This window comes from Mesorhizobium sp. WSM4846 (assembly GCF_055811415.1).
On record NZ_JBVVPZ010000005.1, the window covers coordinates 102,159 to 123,242 of the forward strand.

18 protein-coding genes, 1 tRNA gene and 1 pseudogene are annotated in these 21,084 nt (G+C 61.6%); 12 read left to right on the plus strand and 8 right to left on the minus strand.

The genetic code is table 11. The features are described 5' to 3' along the window. Positions 1-92 precede the first annotated feature (92 nt). On the plus strand, positions 93-1,556 hold the full coding sequence (gene betB, locus AC0L15_RS06955) for a betaine-aldehyde dehydrogenase (protein WP_287244330.1): 1,464 nt from the start codon (positions 93-95) through the stop codon (positions 1,554-1,556). Between the two features lie 41 nt (positions 1,557-1,597). Here the strand turns inward: betB and AC0L15_RS06960 are convergent, their stop codons facing one another. Then, a complete protein-coding gene (locus AC0L15_RS06960; RefSeq protein ID WP_287244332.1) occupies positions 1,598-3,118 on the minus strand; it encodes a phosphomannomutase/phosphoglucomutase in 1,521 nt (506 codons plus the stop codon). Positions 3,119-3,321: 203 nt separating this feature from the next. On the opposite strand from AC0L15_RS06960, the gene AC0L15_RS06965 reads away from it, so the two are divergent. Next, positions 3,322-3,398, plus strand: a tRNA-Pro gene (locus AC0L15_RS06965). Between the two features lie 107 nt (positions 3,399-3,505). On the opposite strand, the gene AC0L15_RS06970 is transcribed toward AC0L15_RS06965, so the two are convergent. The 5 genes and pseudogenes from AC0L15_RS06970 to AC0L15_RS06990 all read right to left on the minus strand — a co-directional run. Then, positions 3,506-3,793: a hypothetical protein gene (locus tag AC0L15_RS06970; protein WP_287244334.1), complete on the minus strand. Its 288-nt coding sequence runs from the start codon at positions 3,791-3,793 to the stop codon at positions 3,506-3,508. A 403-nt stretch (positions 3,794-4,196) separates the two neighbouring features. Beyond that, entirely contained in the window at positions 4,197-4,475 is a 279-nt protein-coding gene (locus AC0L15_RS06975) for a hypothetical protein (RefSeq protein ID WP_473496047.1), read from the minus strand. A gap of 106 nt (positions 4,476-4,581) precedes the next feature. Continuing rightward, positions 4,582-5,670 (minus strand): hypothetical protein, encoded by a 1,089-nt coding sequence (locus tag AC0L15_RS06980; RefSeq protein ID WP_287244338.1) that lies wholly within the window; start codon positions 5,668-5,670, stop codon positions 4,582-4,584. Positions 5,671-6,031: 361 nt separating this feature from the next. Then, complete coding sequence (locus tag AC0L15_RS06985) at positions 6,032-6,514, minus strand: RidA family protein (protein ID WP_287064306.1); 483 nt, start codon at positions 6,512-6,514, stop codon at positions 6,032-6,034. A 22-nt stretch (positions 6,515-6,536) separates the two neighbouring features. Beyond that, positions 6,537-6,968: pseudogene (locus AC0L15_RS06990) on the minus strand (cupin domain-containing protein); the annotation flags it as partial. Between the two features lie 117 nt (positions 6,969-7,085). Here AC0L15_RS06990 and AC0L15_RS06995 point away from each other — a divergent pair. Next, positions 7,086-8,636, plus strand: a complete 1,551-nt coding sequence (locus AC0L15_RS06995; protein WP_287244341.1) for a winged helix-turn-helix domain-containing protein — start codon at positions 7,086-7,088, stop codon at positions 8,634-8,636. A gap of 387 nt (positions 8,637-9,023) precedes the next feature. Continuing rightward, a complete protein-coding gene (locus AC0L15_RS07000; RefSeq protein WP_473496048.1) occupies positions 9,024-10,148 on the plus strand; it encodes an aminopeptidase in 1,125 nt (374 codons plus the stop codon). A 165-nt stretch (positions 10,149-10,313) separates the two neighbouring features. Here AC0L15_RS07000 and AC0L15_RS07005 read toward each other — a convergent pair whose 3' ends face one another. Together AC0L15_RS07005 and AC0L15_RS07010 are read right to left on the minus strand one after the other, a co-directional pair. Continuing rightward, entirely contained in the window at positions 10,314-10,544 is a 231-nt protein-coding gene (locus tag AC0L15_RS07005) for a hypothetical protein (RefSeq protein ID WP_091590330.1), read from the minus strand. A gap of 135 nt (positions 10,545-10,679) precedes the next feature. Further along, a complete protein-coding gene (locus AC0L15_RS07010; RefSeq protein WP_473496049.1) occupies positions 10,680-11,516 on the minus strand; it encodes a universal stress protein in 837 nt (278 codons plus the stop codon). 328 nt (positions 11,517-11,844) lie between these two features. Here AC0L15_RS07010 and AC0L15_RS07015 point away from each other — a divergent pair, with 328 nt between their 5' ends. The 8 genes from AC0L15_RS07015 to AC0L15_RS07050 all read left to right on the plus strand — a co-directional run bounded on the left by AC0L15_RS07015 (position 11,845) and on the right by AC0L15_RS07050 (position 20,997). After that, on the plus strand, positions 11,845-13,407 hold the full coding sequence (locus AC0L15_RS07015) for a bifunctional aminoglycoside phosphotransferase/ATP-binding protein (RefSeq protein ID WP_473496050.1): 1,563 nt from the start codon (positions 11,845-11,847) through the stop codon (positions 13,405-13,407). A 38-nt stretch (positions 13,408-13,445) separates the two neighbouring features. After that, the gene (gene trxC, locus AC0L15_RS07020) at positions 13,446-13,892 is read left to right on the plus strand and encodes a thioredoxin TrxC (RefSeq protein WP_473496051.1); all 447 of its coding nucleotides are present in this window, start codon (positions 13,446-13,448) and stop codon (positions 13,890-13,892) included. A gap of 209 nt (positions 13,893-14,101) precedes the next feature. Beyond that, complete coding sequence (locus AC0L15_RS07025; RefSeq protein WP_473496052.1) at positions 14,102-14,854, plus strand: FadR/GntR family transcriptional regulator; 753 nt, start codon at positions 14,102-14,104, stop codon at positions 14,852-14,854. Between the two features lie 63 nt (positions 14,855-14,917). Further along, positions 14,918-15,823 (plus strand): 5-dehydro-4-deoxyglucarate dehydratase, encoded by a 906-nt coding sequence (gene kdgD, locus AC0L15_RS07030; protein ID WP_287244350.1) that lies wholly within the window; start codon positions 14,918-14,920, stop codon positions 15,821-15,823. Positions 15,824-15,927: 104 nt separating this feature from the next. After that, positions 15,928-17,436 (plus strand): ABC transporter substrate-binding protein, encoded by a 1,509-nt coding sequence (locus tag AC0L15_RS07035; RefSeq protein WP_473496053.1) that lies wholly within the window; start codon positions 15,928-15,930, stop codon positions 17,434-17,436. A gap of 82 nt (positions 17,437-17,518) precedes the next feature. Beyond that, positions 17,519-18,433, plus strand: coding sequence for an ABC transporter permease (locus tag AC0L15_RS07040; protein ID WP_128168008.1), 915 nt, complete (start codon positions 17,519-17,521; stop codon positions 18,431-18,433). A 3-nt stretch (positions 18,434-18,436) separates the two neighbouring features. Then, positions 18,437-19,360, plus strand: a complete 924-nt coding sequence (locus AC0L15_RS07045) for an ABC transporter permease (RefSeq protein WP_473496054.1) — start codon at positions 18,437-18,439, stop codon at positions 19,358-19,360. Then, a complete protein-coding gene (locus AC0L15_RS07050; RefSeq protein WP_287244354.1) occupies positions 19,357-20,997 on the plus strand; it encodes an ABC transporter ATP-binding protein in 1,641 nt (546 codons plus the stop codon). Before AC0L15_RS07045 ends, AC0L15_RS07050 begins: the two co-directional genes overlap by 4 nt. The last annotated feature ends 87 nt before the right edge of the window (positions 20,998-21,084 follow it).

The following is a 21,084-nucleotide window of genomic DNA, read 5'->3' on the forward strand; positions in this document are numbered from 1 at the left end:
AATCGATTCCGGTTTTCGGGCCGATGCGATAAGCGATGATCCGGCGGTGTCTGCCCGCCGGGCCCATCGAAAGACAATTTGGAGAAGATCCCATGCGCGCCCAGCCAAAGGCATCGCACTATGTCAACGGACGCTACATCGACGATGAGCAAGGTGCGCCGCTGCCGGTCATCTATCCGGCAACCGGCGAGACCATCGCGATGCTGCGTTCGGCGACGCCGAACGTGCTGGAACTGGCGATCGAAGCAGCGCGTGCAGCACAACCGGCCTGGGCGCGGCTGAAGCCGGTCGAGCGCGGGCGCATCCTGCGCCGCGTCGCCGACATATTGCGCGTGCGCAACGCCGACCTGGCGCGCATCGAGACGCTGGATACCGGCAAGGCGATCCAGGAGACGCTGGTGGCGGACGCGCCATCGGCAGCCGACTGCCTCGAATATTTCGGCGGCGCGGTCGCTGCCTATAATGGCGAGTCCGTCGATCTCGGCGGCGCCTTTGCCTATACAAGGCGCGAGGCGCTGGGCGTCTGCGTCGGCATCGGCGCCTGGAACTACCCGATCCAGATCGCCGGCTGGAAATCGGCGCCGGCACTCGCCATGGGCAACGCCATGGTGTTCAAGCCGTCGGAGAACACGCCGCTGTCGGCGCTGGCGCTCGCCGAAATCTACACCGAGGCCGGCCTGCCCGACGGGCTGTTCAACGTCGTGCAGGGCTATGGCGATGTCGGGGCCGGCCTCGTCGGGCACGATGTCGTCGCCAAGGTTTCGGTGACCGGCTCGGTGCCGACCGGCCGCAAGGTGCTGTCGCTCGCCGGCTCGAAGATGAAGCACGCCACCATGGAACTTGGCGGCAAGTCGCCGCTGATCGTCTTCGACGATGCCGATCTCGAAAATGCCATTGGCGGCGCCATGCTCGGCAATTTCTATTCAACCGGCCAGATCTGCTCGAACGGCACGCGGGTGTTCGTGCAGAAGGGCATCCACGACCGCTTCGTCGAACGGCTGGTCGAGCGGACCAAGAAGATCCGTATCGGTGATCCGCTCGACCAGGAAACGCAGATGGGGCCGCTGGTCTCCAAGGCCCAGCATGAAAAGGTCATCGGCTATATCGAGACCGGCAAGCAGGATGGCGCCGTGCTCGCTTGCGGCGGCAACGTGCCCTCACTGCAGGGTTTCGGCGGCGGCTTCTTCGTCGAGCCGACGGTCTTCACCGGCGTCACCGACACGATGCGCATCGCGCGCGAGGAGATTTTCGGGCCTGTCATGAGCGTGCTGAAATTCGACGGTGAGGACGAGGTGATCGAGCGCGCCAACGATACCGAATTTGGCCTTGCCGCCGGCGTGTTCACGCGCGACCTGCCGCGCGCCCACCGCGTCATCGCCGAGTTGCAGGCCGGCACCTGCTGGATCAACGCCTACAACCTGACGCCCGTCGAAATTCCCTTCGGAGGCTTCAAGCAGTCGGGAATCGGGCGAGAAAACTCGCTTGCGGCGTTGGCACTCTATTCGCAGTTGAAGTCGGTCTATGTCGAGACCGGGGATGTGGCGAGCCCCTATTGAGGCTCACCGGCGCCGCCGACCAGAGACCTTAGCCAGAGAACTTAGAACGTCTGGTTGTAGGCGCCGACCTCAGGGCTGCGGCGCAGCACCGCGTCGACGGCTTCGAACATCTGCCGGCGCCGCTCCGATGACACCGGGCTCTCCACCACGACGACAAGCTCCGGCTTGTTCGACGACGCCCGCACCAGGCCCCAGGTGCCGTCCTCGGCAACGACGCGAACGCCATTGACGGTGATCAGCTCGGCGATCTTCTGGCCGGCGAAGACGGCGCCGTCATGCTTCATGGCCTGAAAGTCGGAAACGACCCGCTCGACCACCCCATATTTCAGCTCGTCGGCGCAGTGCGGCGACATGGTCGGCGTGCCGAAGGTCAGCGGCAGGTCGCGGTAGAGATCGGCCATGCTGCTTGTCGGGCTGCGATCCAGCATCTCGCAGATGGCGATGGCTGTGATCAGACCATCATCATAACCGCGCCCGATCGGCGGGTTGAAGAAGAAATGACCGGATTTCTCGAAACCGGCGATGGCGCCAAGCTCGGCCACGCGCCGCTTTATATAGGAGTGGCCGGTCTTCCAATAATCGGTGACGGCGCCATCGGCGCGCAGCGCTGCGTCGGTATTGAACAATCCGGTCGACTTGACGTCAACGACGAAGGTCGAGCCTGGATGCAGGCGCGCAATGTCGCGCGCGAGCATGACGCCGACCTTGTCGGCGAAGATCTCGTTGCCTTCATTGTCGACCACGCCGCAGCGGTCGCCATCGCCGTCGAAGCCAAGCCCGACATCTGCTCCTGTCTCCAGCACCTTGTCGCGGATCGCGTGCAGCATCTTCATGTCTTCGGGATTGGGATTGTAATTCGGAAACCTATGATCGAGCTCGACATCGAGCGGGATCACCTCGCAGCCGATCCGTTCCAGCGCTTCAGGTGCAAAAGCGCCGGCAGTGCCGTTGCCGCAGGCGGCGACCACCTTGAGCTTTTTCGCTATGCGCTTGTCGCGGGTCAGGTCGTCGAGATAGATCTTGCGGAAATCCGCAACGAAGTCATAGGAGCCGCCGCCGACCAGGTCGAAGTCGCCGGCAAGCACGATCGCCTTCAATGCGCTCATTTCCTCCGGACCGAAAGTCAGCGGACGCGCCGCCCCCATCTTGACGCCGCTCCAGCCGTTCTCGTTGTGCGAGGCGGTGACCATGGCGACAGACGGCGTGTCGAGCGCGAACTGGGCGAAATAAGCCATCGGCGATAGCGCCAACCCGATATCCCTAACCCGCGCGCCGGCGGCCATCAGCCCGGAAACCAGCGCCAGCTTGATCGCCAGCGAATAGGAGCGGAAATCATGCCCGGTCACGATGTCCGGCCCGGCGCCCAAACGCCGGATCATCGTGCCGAGCCCCATGCCGAGCGCCTGGACACCGATCAGGTTGAGCTCCGGCGGCTCGGCAGAGCCCGGATGGCCGAACCACCAGCGCGCATCATACTCACGAAAGCCGGACGCCTTGATCAGCGCCGAGGTTTCAAACTCGAAAGTGTTGGGAACGGCTTCGCTAACAATCTTCAGGGACAAGACAGCAACTCCAAGCGGCTGGATTCAGAGTGGTTTCAACGCAGGTGGCTATGCCTATTACACGAGCCGTCAAGCGGTGTTTATCCCGCAGGGAACTGAAACCTGTATGACGTTAGAGCGAAACGGCAAGAAATGCGACAGAAGCGCTGCCATTGGCGCTTGCAGGAACGAAGTACGGCGGCTATAAGCCCGCGGTCTGGTCACGGAGTGTAGCGCAGCCTGGTAGCGCACATCGTTCGGGACGATGGGGTCGCAGGTTCAAATCCTGCCACTCCGACCAGAAAAAACAATGGCTTAGCTTTTTTCCGAAAGCGTTAGCCCATCGCGGCCACAGTCTATTTCCTGAAAAGCAAACGCCCCGGCGGGCACCAGGGGCCGTCCCGCACTCTATGTTCTCTTCACGATTCTCGGCTTAATTGGCCGGCGGGATTGAGCCGCACTCTCAAGGGCCAAGGCCAGCCGCTTCTCGTCTTCGATGGCGCGATCGACTGCCTCGATTTCCGCTTGGAGCTCCTTCAGCTCGGCTCCGTAGCTGGAGCCGTCGCTGTCCCCGATCTGAAAGCCACTTGCCCGCATTGCGTCGCGGGTATGGTGCACGTTACGGACTCCTTCGCGTCGAGTCGCGACCAGGATTTCCCTGAACTCTTCAAGACGTTCAACGTGATTGCGAGTCATTGCGTTCTCCTATTTCGTCGTCATCGGCGCTGAGGGCGATTCAGCACGGCTAAAACTTACGGCGCAGAAGGTTTAAGCGACTCTAAGAGATACGCTCGACAAAACATGAATAAGGAAGCTCAAATTTGACCGTCTTGCAGTAAAGTGGAGCGCAGGAAATTGGCTTGGGACCCGACCGCTCACCGACCAGTTGCTAGACTCTTGGGCCGAACGCGCTTGCTGGTCCATCCAGCTGCCGATTCTGGATCGCGAGGGTCCGTTTCTGAGCGCACGGCGACGCTGTTCTCAATGTCCGATAAGGGCGCATTGCTGCTCGAGAGCATAGTGGGCCGTAAGCAGTCCGGCAGCTGTCAGGAAGCGGCGCAACAAGCGGCCGTTCTGTTGACCGCCCCCTTTTGGGGACTCAAAAGCAGGGTTCACAGACGAAGTGAGAACGATAGCGTGGGTCCTCTAACAGCGTGCCAAAGCCGAGAAGAAATGCTCCCTGTGCGAGCACAACTGCCACAGCCATGATGCCAACTCCTGAAGCCAGTTTGCAAGCCAAGCCGACCGATGAAGAAAAGCGCCAAGGGCGTATCAATGCAACGATTGCGGCTGATGCCAGCAAAATAAGCGCTGGAACGCCTAAGACCACAGCGTGCATCTCCAGCATAAGGGCGAACGGAGTACCCGCTTTTATCATCGGCTTAATCTCCCCTAAAACCTGAAGGCATTCAACATCGCGACTCCAATGACTGAAGCGTTAACATCCACCATTTATAACCTGCCATTGGCGCTGTGCGCGGGACTTAGGCTGCCGCGGATCGGACACCGCCGGCACCGGCGAGTCGTCCAACGATCTTGCTCAGCGTTCGCAGCGTCCAGGCCAGCGGCGCCAGAACCATCCTCAGCAGAGAAGCCAGGACAAGACAGAGTATGAGGTAGGCTGCAAAGGCGCCGAGCCAAGCCGGGAGACCTGCTTGTTCGGCTATCCAACCGGCTGCGTTTGCCAGAAGGTGAGGTCGCGTGATCGCCACATAGGGAAGTGCGACGACGGCGGCGACACCGGCTGCGGTACCGACGGCGGAAAGCGATTGGAACGCACCTTTGCCTGCAGCCCTCAGATGTACTATCCGCACAGTTCCGCGACCAGCTGCGGCCACCGGTGCCCTCGCAACGCGCAATGCCTTGGCTGTGGCGCCCATGCCCCCGACGACGATTGCCGCATCGAAGGCCGCCCAACCCATCTCGCCCCAGGTCGGAAGCCGCTCGCCGCGGGTGATCACCCCTTCCAGATCGGAAACGCCGCCCAGGACTATGTTCTTCGCACCAAGCAGCGTGCGGGTGAACTGTCTGCGGACTGCTGTTCCGTCAACGATCTCGAACTCCGACAGCATCTCATGCCCGCGATCCTTGAGCTCGTGAATGGCAATAAGCCCATATTGCTCCGGCGAAATCTCGGCGAGGCCGAATCCCACCTGCCGGTCGTCCCATAGGCTCGAGAGGCCCTGACCGATGGTTTCCTGCAACAAGTACTGCGACGATCCATTCTTCACGAAGTAAGCAATCACCGGCACGACCGGATGGCCGAGGCGGTCGAAAACCTCCACGAAATCCGCATCCTCGCCATAGACGAGGAACACTCTGGCTGCATCGTCGCCATATTTCGCCGCTGCCTCATGCCAGCCGAGCCCGCCTGCCGCGCAGGCTGCAAGAACCCATGGCCGAGCCTGCTCCACAGCTTTGCTGCTGAGCGGGCAACGGGTGTCGTCCCGGCGAACTTCCTCCGCCAGCGCGGCTCGCATGACGTCATCCTCGAAGTGATGGGGCTCCAGCCATTCCCATCTGAGCGTCAGGACGATCGCCACAACGAGTGAGGCTGCTAGCAGATATCTCATTCTCAAGGGGGCATCCTCCCGCAGTCATGCATGCCAAGACGTGCCGAAGCTATCAGCCAATCCCGATGAAGCGATCGTTAGTTCTGGGATGTGGTGGAAATTTGCTGGAGGGTGCGCCGACAGCGGACGTTCCGTTTTCCACCAAACCTCGCCGTTCATGGTCATTTTGGGGCAGAGGGGCGTCCGTCAGCTTTCGGGAATGCGATGTCGAGAAGTTGCCGTTCCGCTGCGCGAGACATGGGATAAATGCCGATACTAGGATTGCGCCGGCATCTGTTGTGGAGAGTCGGAAGCGGTTGCCTCTGGGGTCACAGGTATCGGCCCAATCAGAGGGACTCGAAAAGCTTGTAACCGCACGCGGTCACCCGTCAATTTCCACTTCGGCTTCGCAGTTTACGGGCGCATTCAAAGGGATGGCCATGCCGATGGACGAGCGGGCGTGGGCGCCCGCGTCAGGCCCGTATAGGTGCAGTATCAAATCGGAATAGCCGTTTGTGACCAGTGGTGTCTCATTGAAACCCGGAGCAACATTCACCATGGCGAAGACGCGCAGCCAAGCAGTAACCCGATCGAGGTTTCCGACGGCCCGCTTGAGGCTCGCGAGATGGGCTAGGGCAACGAGCCGCGCAGATGCGTAACCCTGTTCTGGCGAAACCTCGGTCCCGACCTTGCCGAGGGGTCTTGCCAATGTTCCATCCCGGTTACACGCGACGTGACCCGAGATGTAGGCGCGGCTGCCGCGCACCCGGACCCAGGCGAAAGGCATATGCAGCCCCTCGCGAACTTTCAGAGGCTCGGGCAGTTCCAGGCCCATAGCAGCTAGACGTTGTTCGATGATGGTCATAGAGCACCTCCCGGCCCGATGAGGGTACGATGTCGTCGAGCTCCGGCATCAGCACGACGCTCTCGTTTGCTGCGGGGTCGTTGCGGGCACCGAGGAACTCGGCATTTTCCGTGCTGCGATTGACGGCCACGTGCGGAACGCCGGCCGGAATGAAAAGGTAGTCGCCGGGGAGGACCATATCGCACCGTTCGAGCGCGGCCCCCGACCAGATCTCGATCTCTTTGCCTGCGGTCATAAGAAGGGCTGTCTCGTGCCCCTGATGGCGATGGGCGCTGGTTCGTCGCCCTGCAGGTAGCGAGATTGTTCCGAGCCACAGCATGCTAGATCCGACGCTCTCCGCCGACACTCCCGAGCGATAGACAGATCCTTGCTCGGCGATATAGCTGTCACTCCCGCGTACGATTTTCGCGGATAACGCAGAAGCATTTTTCGGTTGCATTGTTTCGTTTTTCATCGCTCTCACCACCTCAACGGCTGCATGGAGCTGAATCTGCGCGCGGAGTCGGCACAAGTCCTGAAACGACGCCGAAAAATTCCGAAAAACTGCAAAATCGGGCGTATCATTCCCAATATGAGCGCCCAGCACCTTGTATTCGGCCCCTTCGAGTTCATTATCGAGGACGGATGCCTTCACCGTGAGAATCGGCATGTCTCCATCGGCACCCGCGGCGCTTCGCTGCTTGCCGCTCTGCTCGCGGCACATGGGCGTGTCGTCACCAAGTCGGCGCTGATGGATGCCGTTTGGCCTGGGCTCGCTGTCGAGGAGAGTAATCTTTCCGTTCAGATTGCTGCCCTTCGCAAGCTGCTTGGCCCGGCATCAGACGGCGGCGACTGGATCGTCACGGTCCCACGGGTCGGATACAGATTTTCCGGTCCGGTAGAGAGCCGGTCGGCCGGACTCGGTAGCGAAGGGCGTTCAGAGGCGAGATCCAGCTCCGCTATTGCAGTACTGCCTTTCGAGAATCTCGGCGGCGGTGCAGAGAGACAGTATCTGGCCGACGGTATCGCCGACGACCTGATCATGGCACTCGCTCGGTTCCGATGGTTCCGCGTCGCGTCGCGCGGGGCGAGTTTCGCAAGGGGGAATGTCTCGAAGGATCCGAAGTCTATCGCGCGCGACCTTGGCGTCGATTTTCTTGTGGATGGAGCCATCCGGCGCGCCGGCGATCGGATGCGGATATCGGTGCACCTCGCCGACGCAATAAAGGGCGCCACCATCTGGTCCGAACATTACGATCTTCCGGTGGCCGAGGTATTTGCTGTGCAGGACGCCATCGCCGAGCGGATCGCAGCGGCGGTCGAGCCCGAGTTGCTGTTGCGCCATGGACTTCAGGTTGCTCCGCACACCGGCAACGTGACCGCCTGGGATCTCGTACGGCAAGGCACATTCAACTTTCACAAGGTCACGCAGCCGACGCACAGTCTCGCACGACAATTCTTCCGAGAGGCAACGGAACTCGATCCCATGCTTCCCGAGGCGCAGATTTGGCTGGCGCGGGTCAACGCAGGCCTCATCGCCTATGGTTGGACGGAAAATCTCGCCGCAGACGGGAAGGAAGGACTCGATGCGGCCCTGCGGGCGATATATCTCGATGCTCGAAATCCCTATGCCCACTATGCGTTGGCGATTGTGTCAGCCTACACAGGCAGGGCCGAACATGCGATCCTCGCAGCGGAACGGTCCATCGAACTCGGTCCGAGCTTTGCCTTGGGGTATCTCGTCCTCGGTATGGCCCGTCTTTTCGTGGGCGATGCGGCCGGTGCGCGAAAGCCATTGGCTCGCGGCCTCGAACTCAACCCCCACGATCCCCAGAATGCGGTCTGGTTTAGCCTCTTGGTGCTTGCGCTGTTTTTTTCGGGCGACGTCGAGGGCGCGCTCAACTCGGGACGCGCGGCGCTTAAGGCGCGGCCTGATTGGCCGGCGCTCATCCGCATTCAGGCATGCTGCCAAGCGGCCGCGGGACATAATCAGGAGGCTCGCCGCCTTGCCGTCGCTGCAAGCGATCTCCCGGAGCCTGCAGGCGACGCGCTTGGTCCGTTCAGAGATGGGAACAGGGAATGGGCGGCTCGCCTCGAGGGCCTGCTGCGAAAGGCGGAACACGGGTCGGGACCCATAAACTGAGCGAAGACTCGGATGACGGCTTCGAGCCGCAAACGCGACCCCGTCTAGGTCTGCCGCGTTGTCCGCTTCCAGGCGAAGGCAAAGTTTACCCCTACGACAGACATTAGGCGCATTGCGGACCAAGCGTTGGGCCGTATTGCGACCGGAAGCTTCAGGACAAAAAGACCTCCTAGGCGGATAGTTCGCATGCCGCCGTGTCCGGCTTATAGCGGACATTCGGCAATTTGGCAGCGAATGACCACATTGTGACAATCTTGCCGAAGACGAACCTCTAACCTAAACCCTCATCCCAGGACATCAACCAAATTGGAGCCACTGTTTGGGACCGGGCGTAGTTGCGACGTTTGCCCTATCCGGACGTGTGAGCAAATGCCGTGGGCAACCGTGATGCGTGCATTTTTTCGTTCGGTTGCTGCGACGATCGTGATGTCCGGCCTGGCAGGTTGCACGAGCATTTCCTACTATGCACAATCCTTGAAGGGTCACGTGGAGATCATGGCGGCGCGCCAGGATGTCGAAGAGCTGATCGACGATCCTTCGATCCCTGGGACATTACGCGCTCGAATGGAATCGGCGAGCGCCATCCGACAGTTTGCGATAGATGAACTAGCGCTGCCGGACAACGATAGCTACCGCAGCTATGTCAACGTTGGTCGGGACGCGGTGACATGGGCCATCTTCGCCGCGCCGGAATTCTCGCTGACGCCACGAACATGGTGCTTTCCGGTGTTTGGATGCGTTCCGTACCGAGGATACTTCTCCAAAAGGTCTGCGATTGAAACCGCTGTCGAACTTCAGAGACAGGGCCTGGAGGTCTATGTGACGGGCATCACTGCATATTCCACGCTTGGCTGGTCAAGTGACCCGCTGCTAAGCACGATGCTCAGCCAGGATGAAACGTACCTTGCAGGGCTAGTTTTCCATGAGCTGGCCCACCAACGCGTCTATGTGAAGGACGATTCCGCATTCAACGAGGCATTCGCTGTCGCCGTCGAAACAACCGGCGTGAGAAAATGGCTGCGCGCGGCTGGTGATACTGGCGAGTTGCGCCGTTACAAAGCCGACCGGAGGCGCAGAGCTCAATTTCTTGCGCTGGTGTCGCAGACCCGGGACGAGCTAAGCCATGTCTATGACGGCAGCGCTACCTCTGAGCAGAAGCGGGCCGCGAAGATGGCCGCGATCGAACGGCTGCGGATGCGCTACCGAGAGATGCGCGACACTCGCTGGCGTGGATACCAGGGATACGATGTCTGGTTCGATTCTCCGATTGACAACGCGAAGCTCGCCGCGACTTCCGTCTACGGCGATCAGGTGGCGACGTTTCTCCGCTTGTTCGATTTGTGTTCGGGCGACTATCCACGGTTCTTCGCGTCGGTTCGACGGATCGGAGCGTTAGACAAGGCTTACCGCGCCGAAGCGCTCAAAGCAGCAGATTCATGCGATAGCCGGTCAAATCCGAAGGCCAGAAGCGGCGAGTCGGTCGCCGATGTGCTCGGCAGCCGGCGCAGGTGATTGAATTGACCATTTGTCGGCCGATTTCCCAGGAACTTTGACGTCGGCGGGGCCGGAAGCCGCATGTCGGCCTACAGAAGCCAAAAGCGGACTTGCCTGAACTCCCCGGCGGATCCTGGACCACAATGTTTGCCGGCGGGCCGTGGCGCCTCAGGCTGCGCCCTACTAGGCCGAAAACCTCACGCTCACGCCGCGCTGCCGAAAATAAGCCTGCATCAGCTTGCGGCCCGAACGGTTGTTCTGCGCCAGCCTGGTCGGATCGAACACCGCCTGTTTTATCCCTTCTCGTGTCATCGCCGCCTTAAGCGTCGCGATATGCGCGTCGATGTCGGCATTGTCCGCCCGGAGGGAGGCATAGATACTTTCGGTCGCCTCGGCCACGGTCGGTTCGCTCACAGGTGTCGTCCTTTGGTTGGTTGAGCGGCGGCTTACCACAGATTCGCGGCTCCGCCGATACCGATGAGACGGCTAGATGGGCGGCAACAGTATCCCTTGGGATTTAAAAGGGATGCCAATGACGGGCGCCGGCGGCTAACGCGCCATAAGGATCGGCATCGACGGGTCTTCAAGCATCGAGACGGTGACGCCACCGAAGATGCGCTCGCGCAACCGGGAATGACCGTAAGCGCCCATCACCATCAGGTCGGCGGCGATGTCGAGCGCGTGCCGGCGAAGCACGTCGACGACTGAATGGTCCAGGCTGGGCAGCCGGTCGACTGTGACATTCACGCCATGCCGCGCGAGATAGGCGGCGGCGTCGGCTCCGGGTTCGGCCCCGTGGCGGTACTCGTCCTCCACCGGATCGACCATGACTAGGTGCACCTCATCGGCGCCTGGCAGCAGGCCGAGGGATTCGCGGACGGCACGCGATGCCTCCAGACGGGCGTCCCATGCAATCAGCACGCGTTTCGGCTTCAGGGTCGGCTGCGCCCCCGCGGGGATGAGCAGCAAGGGCTTTTCCGAAGAAAACAATGCGCCTTCGATCGCTTTGCTTTTCAGCGTTTCGTTGGCGAGCAGCTCCGGTCCAATGACCGTAATGTCGGCATAGCGGGCACGGCGGCCGATGGTGTCGTCGGCCCAGCCGGCTTCCGGATATTCGCTGGAGACATCGGCCGAAAGCACGCTGCCGGCGAGAAAAGCCGACAGGTCAGCAGTCCGCTTCTTCAACAGATCCTCGACGGCCCGACGCTCGTCGAGCCAGGCTTCTGAAACGACCGCGGCATACTCCCCGACTGGTGGCGGCGCAGCTACGGCAACGACCAGAACAGCAAGATGGGCGCCGATCTCGTTGCACAGGTCGGCGGCAGGCTTGAGATCACCGTCTCCCTCGTGCGGTCCCGTAACGGCAAGTATCGTCCTGAAAGCCATGGCGGCTGCTCCCGATTTTGCCCCAAAGCCCAATCGTCGTTGCAACAACAGCGAGACGGCTCGGCGCGCTGCTAGCGCTGAGTCAAGAACGCCGCCGGTCATCATTTGATCCGTATCAACATGCCCACGTGCCGACGCCAACAGGTTTCAGGCCGCTGGAGGACGCCAAGAATACGCCCCGAACACCGGAGCAGCAGCATCACGGAACGCATTCGTGACCTGGCTGGTTATATCCAGGCGCTGTGGCAGCAAGGGCCTGATGGCGTGGAATTTCAGCGACCACGCTCGCTGGCTTCCCCAGGTTGGGTACAAAACAAAGAGGCATCCGATGATCGTCGAGGATCAGCAATCCGTGGCCGCGATGTTGATGGACCCTGCCGCATATGGCGAGAGCGGACCGGTCGAGGCGATCGAGACCCATATCTCGCGGATATTCCTGGTTGGCCAGCGCGCCTACAAGATCAAGCGAGCGGTCAAGCTGCCCTATGTCGACTTCTCGACCCCGGCGCTGCGGCTCGCCGCTTGCGAGAAGGAGGTCGATCTCAACTCCAGGACTGCCCCCGGCCTCTATCTGGGGGTGCGGCGCGTCACCCGCGAGGCCGGCGGCGAGCTGGCCTTCGACGGAAGCGGCAAACTGGTCGATGCGGCGATCGAGATGGTCCGCTTCGATCAGTCGAAGCTGCTCGACCGAATGGCAGTCGGTGGCGAACTGACGCCTGCGCTGATGACGGATGTCGCGCGCATGATCGTGCGCTATCATCGTGGCGCGCCGGAGGTCCACAAGGGCAGCGGATCCTCGAACCTGGCAGGCGTGCTCGCCATCAACGAAGCCGGCTTTGCCACCAGCCATGTTTTCGACGAAACCGAGATCAAGGCATTCGCCGGGATGTTTCGCACCGCCCTCGCACGTCATTGCGAGTTGCTCGACCGGCGGGAGACGGCAGGCAAGATCCGACGATGCCACGGCGACCTGCATCTGCGCAACATCTGTCTCTTCGACGGCGAGCCCCGCCTCTTCGATTGCATCGAATTCAACGACCAGATCGCCAGCATCGATGTGCTTTACGACCTGGCTTTCCTGCTGATGGACCTCTGGCATCGCGGCTTTCCGGAACTCGCCAACCTGGTGATGAACCGCTATCTCGACGAAGCAGACGACGAGGACGGCTTCATCCTCCTGTCGTTTTTCATGGCAGTGCGGGCCGCGGTGCGCGCGCATGTCACCGCAACCCAGATCGAGGAAAGCGGTGACGATTCCAGCGGGCTGCTTGCCGAGGCCAGATCCTATTTCGAGCTTGCCCGAACACTTCTCGAGGAAAAGCCTCCTCGGCTGATCGCCATCGGCGGCTTGAGCGGTTCCGGCAAAACGGCCGTTGCCGAGGCACTCGCCGCACATGTTGGCGCGCCGCCCGGCGCACGCATTGTCGAAAGCGACCGCATCCGCAAAGCCCTGCATGGGGTGCCAGCCGAGACGAAGCTGCCGGACAGGGCTTATCGACCTGATGTGTCGGACCGCGTCTACCGCGAAATGGCATGGCGCGCCGACTTGATCCTTGCCGAAGGCGGTTCGGTGGTCGCCGATGCCGTCTTTGACCGACCGGCCGATCGCAACCGCATCGAGAAAGCTGCAAACGGCAGAGACGTTGCTTTCGCCGGATTCTGGCTGGAGGCGGATCCGCTCGTTCTTTGGCAGCGGGTGAGCGAGCGCAGTGGCGGTCCTTCTGACGCCACAGTCGATATCTTGTCGCGGCAATTGCAGCGAAAGGCTACCCCGTCCAACTGGCGCAAGGTCGACGCCGATCGAAAGCTCGCCGATATCGCCGCAGAATTGGCCAAGGTTTCGGACGCGGTCGCTTTTGCGCAGAATCCTCCACTCAAGACCGCATCGTGACGGCGACAATCGACGCGCATAAAGACGGGTAAATGGGAATGACGCAGGAAAAACTGGTGGTTTGCGGCAAATGCGGCGGGGTCAATCGCCTGCCGCCGGCAGGCGATGCCGGGGACGCGAAATGCGGAAAGTGCGGCTCCAGGCTGTTCTCGGGTCATCCGGCAGACGTCGATGCACAGAGTTTCGATCGCCAGGTCACGCGAAGCAGCCTCCCCGTCGTCGTCGACATATGGGCACCATGGTGCGGCCCGTGCAAGATGATGGCGCCGGCCTATGAAGCGGCAGCCAACGAACTGGAGCCGCATGTTCGACTGATCAAGCTCAATTCCGACAATGAGCAGGCCGTTGCAGGCAGGCTCGGCATCCGCGGCATCCCGACCATGATCATCTTCCACGGCGGATGGGAGGTTGCGCGCACATCCGGCGCAATGACGGCGGGACAGATCGTCAGGTGGGTCCGCGATCACCTGCCGGCCGCAGCCTGAAAGCCGCTACTGCGTGGATTTCACTGAAAGCCGTGCCCAGCACGATGGAAGCGGGCCAAGCGACCTGATGGCCGACGCCGAGCACAGAAGCCATACGATGACCTTAAGGCTTTCGACATCGGACCACGAATTTTCATATGATGATGATCTCGCTTTTGGCCCGCACTTGGAGTATGGATCCTCAGGATCCGGCAAAGTTGGGAGGACCCATGCAGCAGGCCGAACATCGAACGTCCCGGCGGTCGTTCGTCTCTCAGGTTGCCGATGCACTGCGCGATCAGATCGAAGCCGGCTTTTATGCGCCTGGCGATAAATTGCCGACAGAACCCGCGCTGATCGACCGATTCGGGTTCAGCCGCACCGTGGTCCGGGAGGCCATTGCCGCGCTTCGTGCCGATGGGCTGGTGGAATCGCGGCAAGGCGCTGGCGTCTTCGTTCTCGGCCCGAAACCCGTCGACGAGGGATTGAAGCTGTTCACCGACGAAACGAACAAGATCTCGGACATCATCGAAGAGCTCGAGCTGCGCATCGGCATCGAAGTCGAGGCCGCCGGTCTTGCCGCCGCCCGCAGTTCGCCGGCGCAAGAGGCCGAAATCGAGGCCCAGGTCGAAAGGTTCGCCGACCTCATGGCGCAAGGGCAACCCACGGACGATGCGGACTTCCAGTTCCACATGGCGATCGCCGCCGCAACCAACAACGCCAGGTTCAAGGCCTTCCTCGAACATGTCGGCCGGCGGATGATCCCGCGGGTGAAGTTCAAGACGATGATGGGCGGCATCGACCCCTTGCCCAATCGCGACCATCCGATTCTGCAGGAGCACAGGGAAATCGCCGATGCGATCCTCGCCCGCGACCCGGAAAAGGCGCGTGAGGCGATGCGCCGCCATTTGATGACCGGGATAAAGCGCTATCGCGCCCTGACCGTCCGGCGCCCGACAAATCAGGACAACACCGGCGGTTGACTCGTCGGTATACTCATCATATGAATCGAGATGACATCATATTAATTTGTGGGATGAGTTCCTTTGTCGCCAGATGAAATCAAGTCGCGTGTCGCTTCAGGGCTGCTGTCGTTTCCGGTCACGCATTTCAACGAGGATTTCAGCCTCAATCTCGAAAGCTATCGCGCGCATGTCGAATGGCTGTCGGGGTTCAGTGCCGCTGCCCTGTTCGCGGCCGGCGGCACCGGTGAATTCTTCTCGCTGTCGCCGGAAGAGGTCGCCGACGTTACCCGCGCGGCCAAGGATGCCTCGGGAGACGTGCCGATCATCGCCGGCTGCGGTTACGGCACGGCGCTCGCCACGGAAATCGCCCGCCGCGCCGAGGCTGCGGGAGCCGACGGTCTCCTGCTTCTGCCTCACTATCTGATGGAGGCCTCGCAAGAAGGGATTTTTCGGCATGTCAAAGCCGTGTGCCAGTCCACCGGCCTCGGCGTCATCATCTACAACCGTGCGAACTCGGTCGCCAATGCCGACACGGTCGCCCGCCTTGCTGACGCGTGCCCAAACCTCATCGGGTTCAAGGACGGCACAGGCAAGATAGATCTTGTCCGCCACGTCACTGCAAAGCTCGGCGATCGGCTCTGCTACATCGGTGGCATGCCCACGCATGAGCTGTTTGCCGAGGGCTTCAACGGCGCCGGCGTGACGACTTATTCCTCCGCGGTCTTCAATTTCGTGCCGGAATTGGCACAGCGCTTCTACAGGGCGATGCGGACAGGTGATCGCGCTGCAATGGAAGAAATCCTGCACAGCTTCTTCTTTCCCTTCGCGGCTCTGCGCGATCGCGAGCAAGGTTATCCGGTGTCGATCATCAAGGCAGGCGTCGAACTCATCGGACGAACACCCGGCCCGCTTCGGCCGCCGCTGACGGATCTGAAGCCGCAGGAGAAAGACGCGCTGCGCGGACTGATCGAGAAGATCGCCGCCTAGCCGCCGCGAGATCGGCAAATTGTCGGCAGCACGGGATGAGGAGGATCGTCTCGTGCGACAGCCAAAACGGAAGATCCCAAATGGAAGAACAAGGGAGGAGAGACATGAACAGAAGCATTCATACGATTGCAGCTGTCGCAATGATGACCGCTGCCGCGCCATCGGCCGTCGCACAGGAAGCGGCGCAGGAGATCCGTATCGTCCTGCCGGAGCAGCCGGCCAATCTGGAGCCCTGCGGCACCATCATCACCAATGTCGGCCAGATACTCAGCCAAAACGTAGTTGAATCGTTGACCGTCATCGATCCGAACAGCGGACAGCCCCAGCCGAAACTGGCGACCGAGTGGACCAGCGTGGATCCGACCACCTGGCGGATCAAGCTGCGCGAAGGCGTCAAATTCCAGGACGGAACCGAACTCAATGCGGATGCGGTCGTCTTCTCCATCAACAGGATGATCAGCGGCAAGCTTACCTGCAGCAACATTGCGAAATTCGGCGATGCCAAACTGACGCTGACGCCGCTCGACAAGCTGACCGTCGAAATAAAGTCGGACAGGCCCGAGCCCATCATGCCGACGCTGTTGAGCGTGGTCATGATCGTCTCGCCGAAGACGCCGGTCGACCAGGCGGTGAACGATCCGGTCGGCACCGGCCCGTTCACGCTGTCGACCTTTTCCCCGCAGACCGTGGTGCTGGACGCGTTCGACGGCTATTGGGGCAACAAGCCGCAGATCACCAAGGCAACCTATGTCTGGCGACCCGAATCCTCGATTCGAGCCGCCATGGTGGAGACCGGGGAAGCCGACCTGACACCGTCGATTGCCATCCAGGACGCCAGCAATCCGGAGACGGATTTCGCCTACCTGAACTCCGAAACCACCGCCATCCGCATCGATGCCGCCGAGCCGCCGCTCGACGACCTGCGCGTGCGCAAGGCGCTCAACCTGGCGATCGACTGGGAAGGCCTTGCCCAGCTGTTCGGCGACGACGTCAAGCGTGCGTCGCAGATGGTCGTCTCCGGGATCAACGGCCATGACGATGCGCTCGAGCCTTGGCCGTATGATCCGGAAGAGGCGAAAAAGCTCATCGAAGAGGCGCGCGCGGCGGGCGTCGCGGTCGACACCGAGATCAAGCTCATCGGGCGAAACGGCATCTATCCGAACGGCGCCGAAGCGATGGAGGCGATGATGACGATGTGGCAGGATGCCGGCCTCAACGTGAAGCTGACCATGCTCGATGTCGCCGACTGGCTGCGCTATCTGCAAAAGCCGTTCCCGGCGGAGCGCGGCCCCAATCTCCTGCAGATGATGCATGACAACAACAAGGGCGATGCGGCCTTCACGGTGCCGATCTTCTATCGATCGAGCGGCAGCTACTCGACCTTGGCCGATCCGGCATTCGACAAGCAGATAGACGAGGCACTGGCGGCGACCGGCGAAGCCCGCACCAACAGCTTTAAGGCGATCTTCGGCAAGGCCCGCAACGAAGTGGTGGCGGACATCCCGATGTTCCACATGATCGGCTATACCCGGGTTGGCACCAGGCTGGAATGGAAGCCCGATATCACCACCAACAGCGAAATACCGCTGGCCAATATCGCCATCAAAGACTGAGCGATACGGGGGTGCCAGGCGGTCGTCGCCCTGCGCCCCCTGACCCGCTGCCTCCGTCGATATCCGCCGAAGGGCATCCGAAATGATAATCTATCTTGGACGCCGGGCGTCGCACAGCATCCTGTCGGTCATCGGTCTTTTGACCTTGGTTTTTTTCCTGACACGGCTCACCGGCGATCCTTCCGCCTTGTACCTGCCTCTGGACTCGACTGCAGAAGCTCGGGCCGCGTTCGCGCGGTTGAACGGCCTCGATCAGCCGATCCATTGGCAGTTTCTGGGATATCTGCGCGATCTGCTGCAGCTGGATTTCGGTGAATCGCTGCGCCAAAACCGCTCGGCGATGCAGGTCGCGCTCGAGGCGTTCCCGGAAACGCTGAAGCTGGCCGTCGTCGCGATCACGCTGTCGACCGCCTTGGCAATCCTTGTCGGCTCGCTGGCGGCCGCGTGGCCAGGCAGCATCTTCGACCGTATCGCCAGCCTCGTCTCGCTGGCCGGCGCAAGCGCGCCGGATTTCTGGGTCGCCATCGTCGGCATCCTTGTCTTCGCCGTGGGGCTCGGGCTTTTGCCGACATCGGGCACCGGCACCTGGGTCCACTGGATCATGCCGACCTTCGTGCTGATGCTTCGCCCTTTCGGTCTCCTGGTGCAGGTCGTGCGCGGAACCATGCTGTCGGCGCTTGCCTCTCCATACATCAAGACCGCAAGGGCCAAGGGCCTGCCGCGGCAGAAGATCATCTTCGGCCATGCGCTTCGCAACTCGCTGCTGCCCGTCGTCACGGTCGCCGGCGACCTGGCGACCAGCCTCGTCAACGGCGCCGTCGTCGTGGAGTCGATATTCGGCTGGCCCGGCATCGGCAAGCTGATGATCGATTCGATCATCCAGCGCGATTTTGCCGTCGTCCAGTCGACCATCCTGGTGACGGCAACCGCCATCTTCATCCTGAACATCGCGATCGACCTCCTCTACGCGGTTCTCGATCCGCGCATCCGGTACTGAGCCATGACGATCATCACCCCCGACATCAAGCCGGCGGCCGTTCCAGGCAGCGGCCGCGTGCTTTTCGCCTATTTGAAGCGCGACAGGCTTGCGCTCGCCGCCGCCATTTTCCTGGTGATCGTCGTGCTCGCTGCGGTCCTCGGCGCGTGGCTGGTGGGCGATGCCGCTTCGCGGCTGGGCCTGCGCCAGCGCAATCTTGCCCCGTTCTCGCTGGCCAGTGGCTGGATCTACGTCCTTGGCGCCGACACCCTCGGCCGGCCCATCCTGGCCAGGCTGATTGTCGGCGCGCAGAACACATTCGGCATTGCCGCGGCGGCGGTGTTCGCGTCGATGCTGGTCGGTGGAACGCTGGGCCTGATAGCGGGCTATTCGGAGCGCTGGTACAGCCATCTCATCCTGCGCCTCGCCGATGTCGTCATGAGCTTTCCCTCGCTGCTGCTGGCGCTCATCGTGCTCTACACGCTGGGTCCGAGCATCACCAACCTGGTGATCGTTCTCGCCGTGACGCGCATGCCGATCTACCTCAGAACGGCGCGCGCGGAAGTGCTGGAGTTGCGCGAGCGCATGTTCGTCAGCGCGGCGCGAGCCATGGGCGCGAAGCCGGCCCGGATCATCATCCGGCACATCGCCCCCCTGGTCCTGCCGACATTGATGACGATTTCAGCCATTGATTTCGCGACCGTCATTTTGTCGGAATCGGCGCTGAGTTTCCTTGGCCTCGGCATTCAGCCACCCGACTTCACCTGGGGCGCAATGGTCGCAAACGGCCGCGGCTATCTCGCCACCGCCTGGTGGATCGCATTCTGGCCGGGCCTTGCAATCATGCTGACGACGCTGTCGCTCAACATCCTCTCGAACTGGGCGCGCACCGTCGCCGATCCGCAGCAACGCTGGCGCCTTCAGACATTGCGAAAAGCTGCCCGATGAGCAACGCGACCATTCTCAAGGTGGAGTGTCTGACCGTCGATTTTCTTTCGAACGATGAACCGATACGCGCCGTCGACGATGTCTCTTTCCACGTCAGCCGTGGCGAGACGCTGGTGATCCTCGGCGAAAGCGGTTCGGGTAAGAGCGTCAGCACCAGCACGGTGATGGATCTCATCGACTGTCCGCCAGGCGACATCGTGGCCGGCTCCTGCTTCTTCGACGGCGTCGAACTGTCAGGCCTCGGCGCCGAGGCGCGCCGAAGCATCAACGGCCGCAGGATTGCGATGATCTTTCAGGATCCGCTCGCCTATTTGAACCCGGTCTACACGGTGGGGCGCCAGATCGAGGAGGTCTTTGAGAGCCACGGTGCGGCAGCCGGCAAGGGCGCACGCGCCAAGACGATAGAACTGCTTCGGCGGGTCGGCATTCCAGAGCCGCAAAACCGCGTCGACTTCTATCCGCATCAATTCTCGGGCGGACAGCGCCAGCGCGTGATGATTGCCATGGCGATCGCGTTGAAACCGGACATCCTGATCGCCGATGAGCCGACGACTGCCCTGGACGTCAGCGTGCAAGCGCAGATCCTCGATCTGCTGCGCGATCTCCAGCGCGAAACCGGCATGGCGTTGATCATGATCACCCACGACCTCGAAGTCGCCGCGTCCATGGCGGACCGGATCATCGTCATGAACGGCGGCAAGGTCGTCGAGACAGGCATCGCCAAGGAGGTCTTCAGCAATCCGCAGCACCCCTATACGCGCCGCCTCATCGCCGCCCTGCCCCACGGCAACGCAGCGGAGGCGCCGAACAGGCGTTCGACGACGATCGCCGGCGAGACGCTGCTCAAGGTGGAACATCTCACCAAACACTATGAGCTTGCTTCCGGAGCTTTTAGCAGCAAGCGGACGTTCAAGGCGGTGGACAACATAAGCTTCGAGGTCAGGAGAGGAGAAACGCTCGGCATCGTCGGCGAGTCCGGGTCCGGCAAATCGAGCGTCGCGCGCATGCTGTTGGGGCTGAACGCGCCAAGCGCCGGCAAGGCGGTCTTTGCCGGTGAGAACATCTTCGACATGAATGGGAAGCGCCTCAATGCGTTTCGGCGCAAGGTCCAGATGGTCTTCCAGGACCCATACGGATCGATGAATCCGCGCATGCGCGTTTATTCGATCATTTCCGAACCCTGGGTGATCCACCGCGATATCCTGCCGAAGGACAGGTGGAAGGCTCGAGTGGCAGAACTCCTGGAATTGGTTGGGCTGTTGCCGGAGCACGCCGAGCGCTACCCGCACCAGTTTTCCGGCGGCCAGCGACAGCGCATCGCCATTGCGCGCGCACTTGCCAGCGAGCCGGAACTGATCGTCTGCGACGAGGCGGTTTCGGCGCTCGACGTCTCTATCCAGGCGCAGGTGATCGACCTTCTGGCCGACCTCAGGACGAGGCTCGGCCTCTCCTATGTTTTCATCACCCACGACCTGCCGATCGTGCGCCATTTCGCCGACCGGATCATGGTCATGAAAGACGGAAAGATTGTCGAGGAAGGCCAAACCGCGGCGCTGTTCGGGGCGCCTCGCCACGACTATACGAAAAGCCTGTTGCAGGCTGTGCCTAAGCCCAAATGGCTTACGCAGGCTCAATAGTTCCTGGATATCGGCCTCGATTGTCCGCGCGCGCCCAGCTAGCGTTGCCGACTGATGGGCCGAATGCGCTTGACAAAATGGCGATCG

Excerpts from the sequence above, each read along its gene's own strand:
- AC0L15_RS07010 (WP_473496049.1), bottom strand. The coding sequence starts at position 11,516 with ATGGCTTTCAGGACGATACTTGCCGTTACGGGACCGCACGAGGGAGAC.
- trxC (WP_473496051.1), top strand. The coding sequence starts at position 13,446 with ATGACGCAGGAAAAACTGGTGGTTTGCGGCAAATGCGGCGGGGTCAAT.
- AC0L15_RS06985 (WP_287064306.1), bottom strand. The coding sequence starts at position 6,514 with ATGACCATCATCGAACAACGTCTAGCTGCTATGGGCCTGGAACTGCCC.
- AC0L15_RS07035 (WP_473496053.1), top strand. The coding sequence starts at position 15,928 with ATGAACAGAAGCATTCATACGATTGCAGCTGTCGCAATGATGACCGCT.
- AC0L15_RS07015 (WP_473496050.1), top strand. The coding sequence starts at position 11,845 with ATGATCGTCGAGGATCAGCAATCCGTGGCCGCGATGTTGATGGACCCT.
- AC0L15_RS06975 (WP_473496047.1), bottom strand. The coding sequence starts at position 4,475 with ATGATAAAAGCGGGTACTCCGTTCGCCCTTATGCTGGAGATGCACGCT.
- AC0L15_RS07000 (WP_473496048.1), top strand. The coding sequence starts at position 9,024 with ATGCGTGCATTTTTTCGTTCGGTTGCTGCGACGATCGTGATGTCCGGC.
- AC0L15_RS07025 (WP_473496052.1), top strand. The coding sequence starts at position 14,102 with ATGCAGCAGGCCGAACATCGAACGTCCCGGCGGTCGTTCGTCTCTCAG.
- AC0L15_RS06980 (WP_287244338.1), bottom strand. The coding sequence starts at position 5,670 with ATGAGATATCTGCTAGCAGCCTCACTCGTTGTGGCGATCGTCCTGACG.
- AC0L15_RS06970 (WP_287244334.1), bottom strand. The coding sequence starts at position 3,793 with ATGACTCGCAATCACGTTGAACGTCTTGAAGAGTTCAGGGAAATCCTG.
- AC0L15_RS07045 (WP_473496054.1), top strand. The coding sequence starts at position 18,437 with ATGACGATCATCACCCCCGACATCAAGCCGGCGGCCGTTCCAGGCAGC.
- betB (WP_287244330.1), top strand. The coding sequence starts at position 93 with ATGCGCGCCCAGCCAAAGGCATCGCACTATGTCAACGGACGCTACATC.
- AC0L15_RS06995 (WP_287244341.1), top strand. The coding sequence starts at position 7,086 with ATGAGCGCCCAGCACCTTGTATTCGGCCCCTTCGAGTTCATTATCGAG.
- AC0L15_RS07050 (WP_287244354.1), top strand. The coding sequence starts at position 19,357 with ATGAGCAACGCGACCATTCTCAAGGTGGAGTGTCTGACCGTCGATTTT.
- AC0L15_RS07040 (WP_128168008.1), top strand. The coding sequence starts at position 17,519 with ATGATAATCTATCTTGGACGCCGGGCGTCGCACAGCATCCTGTCGGTC.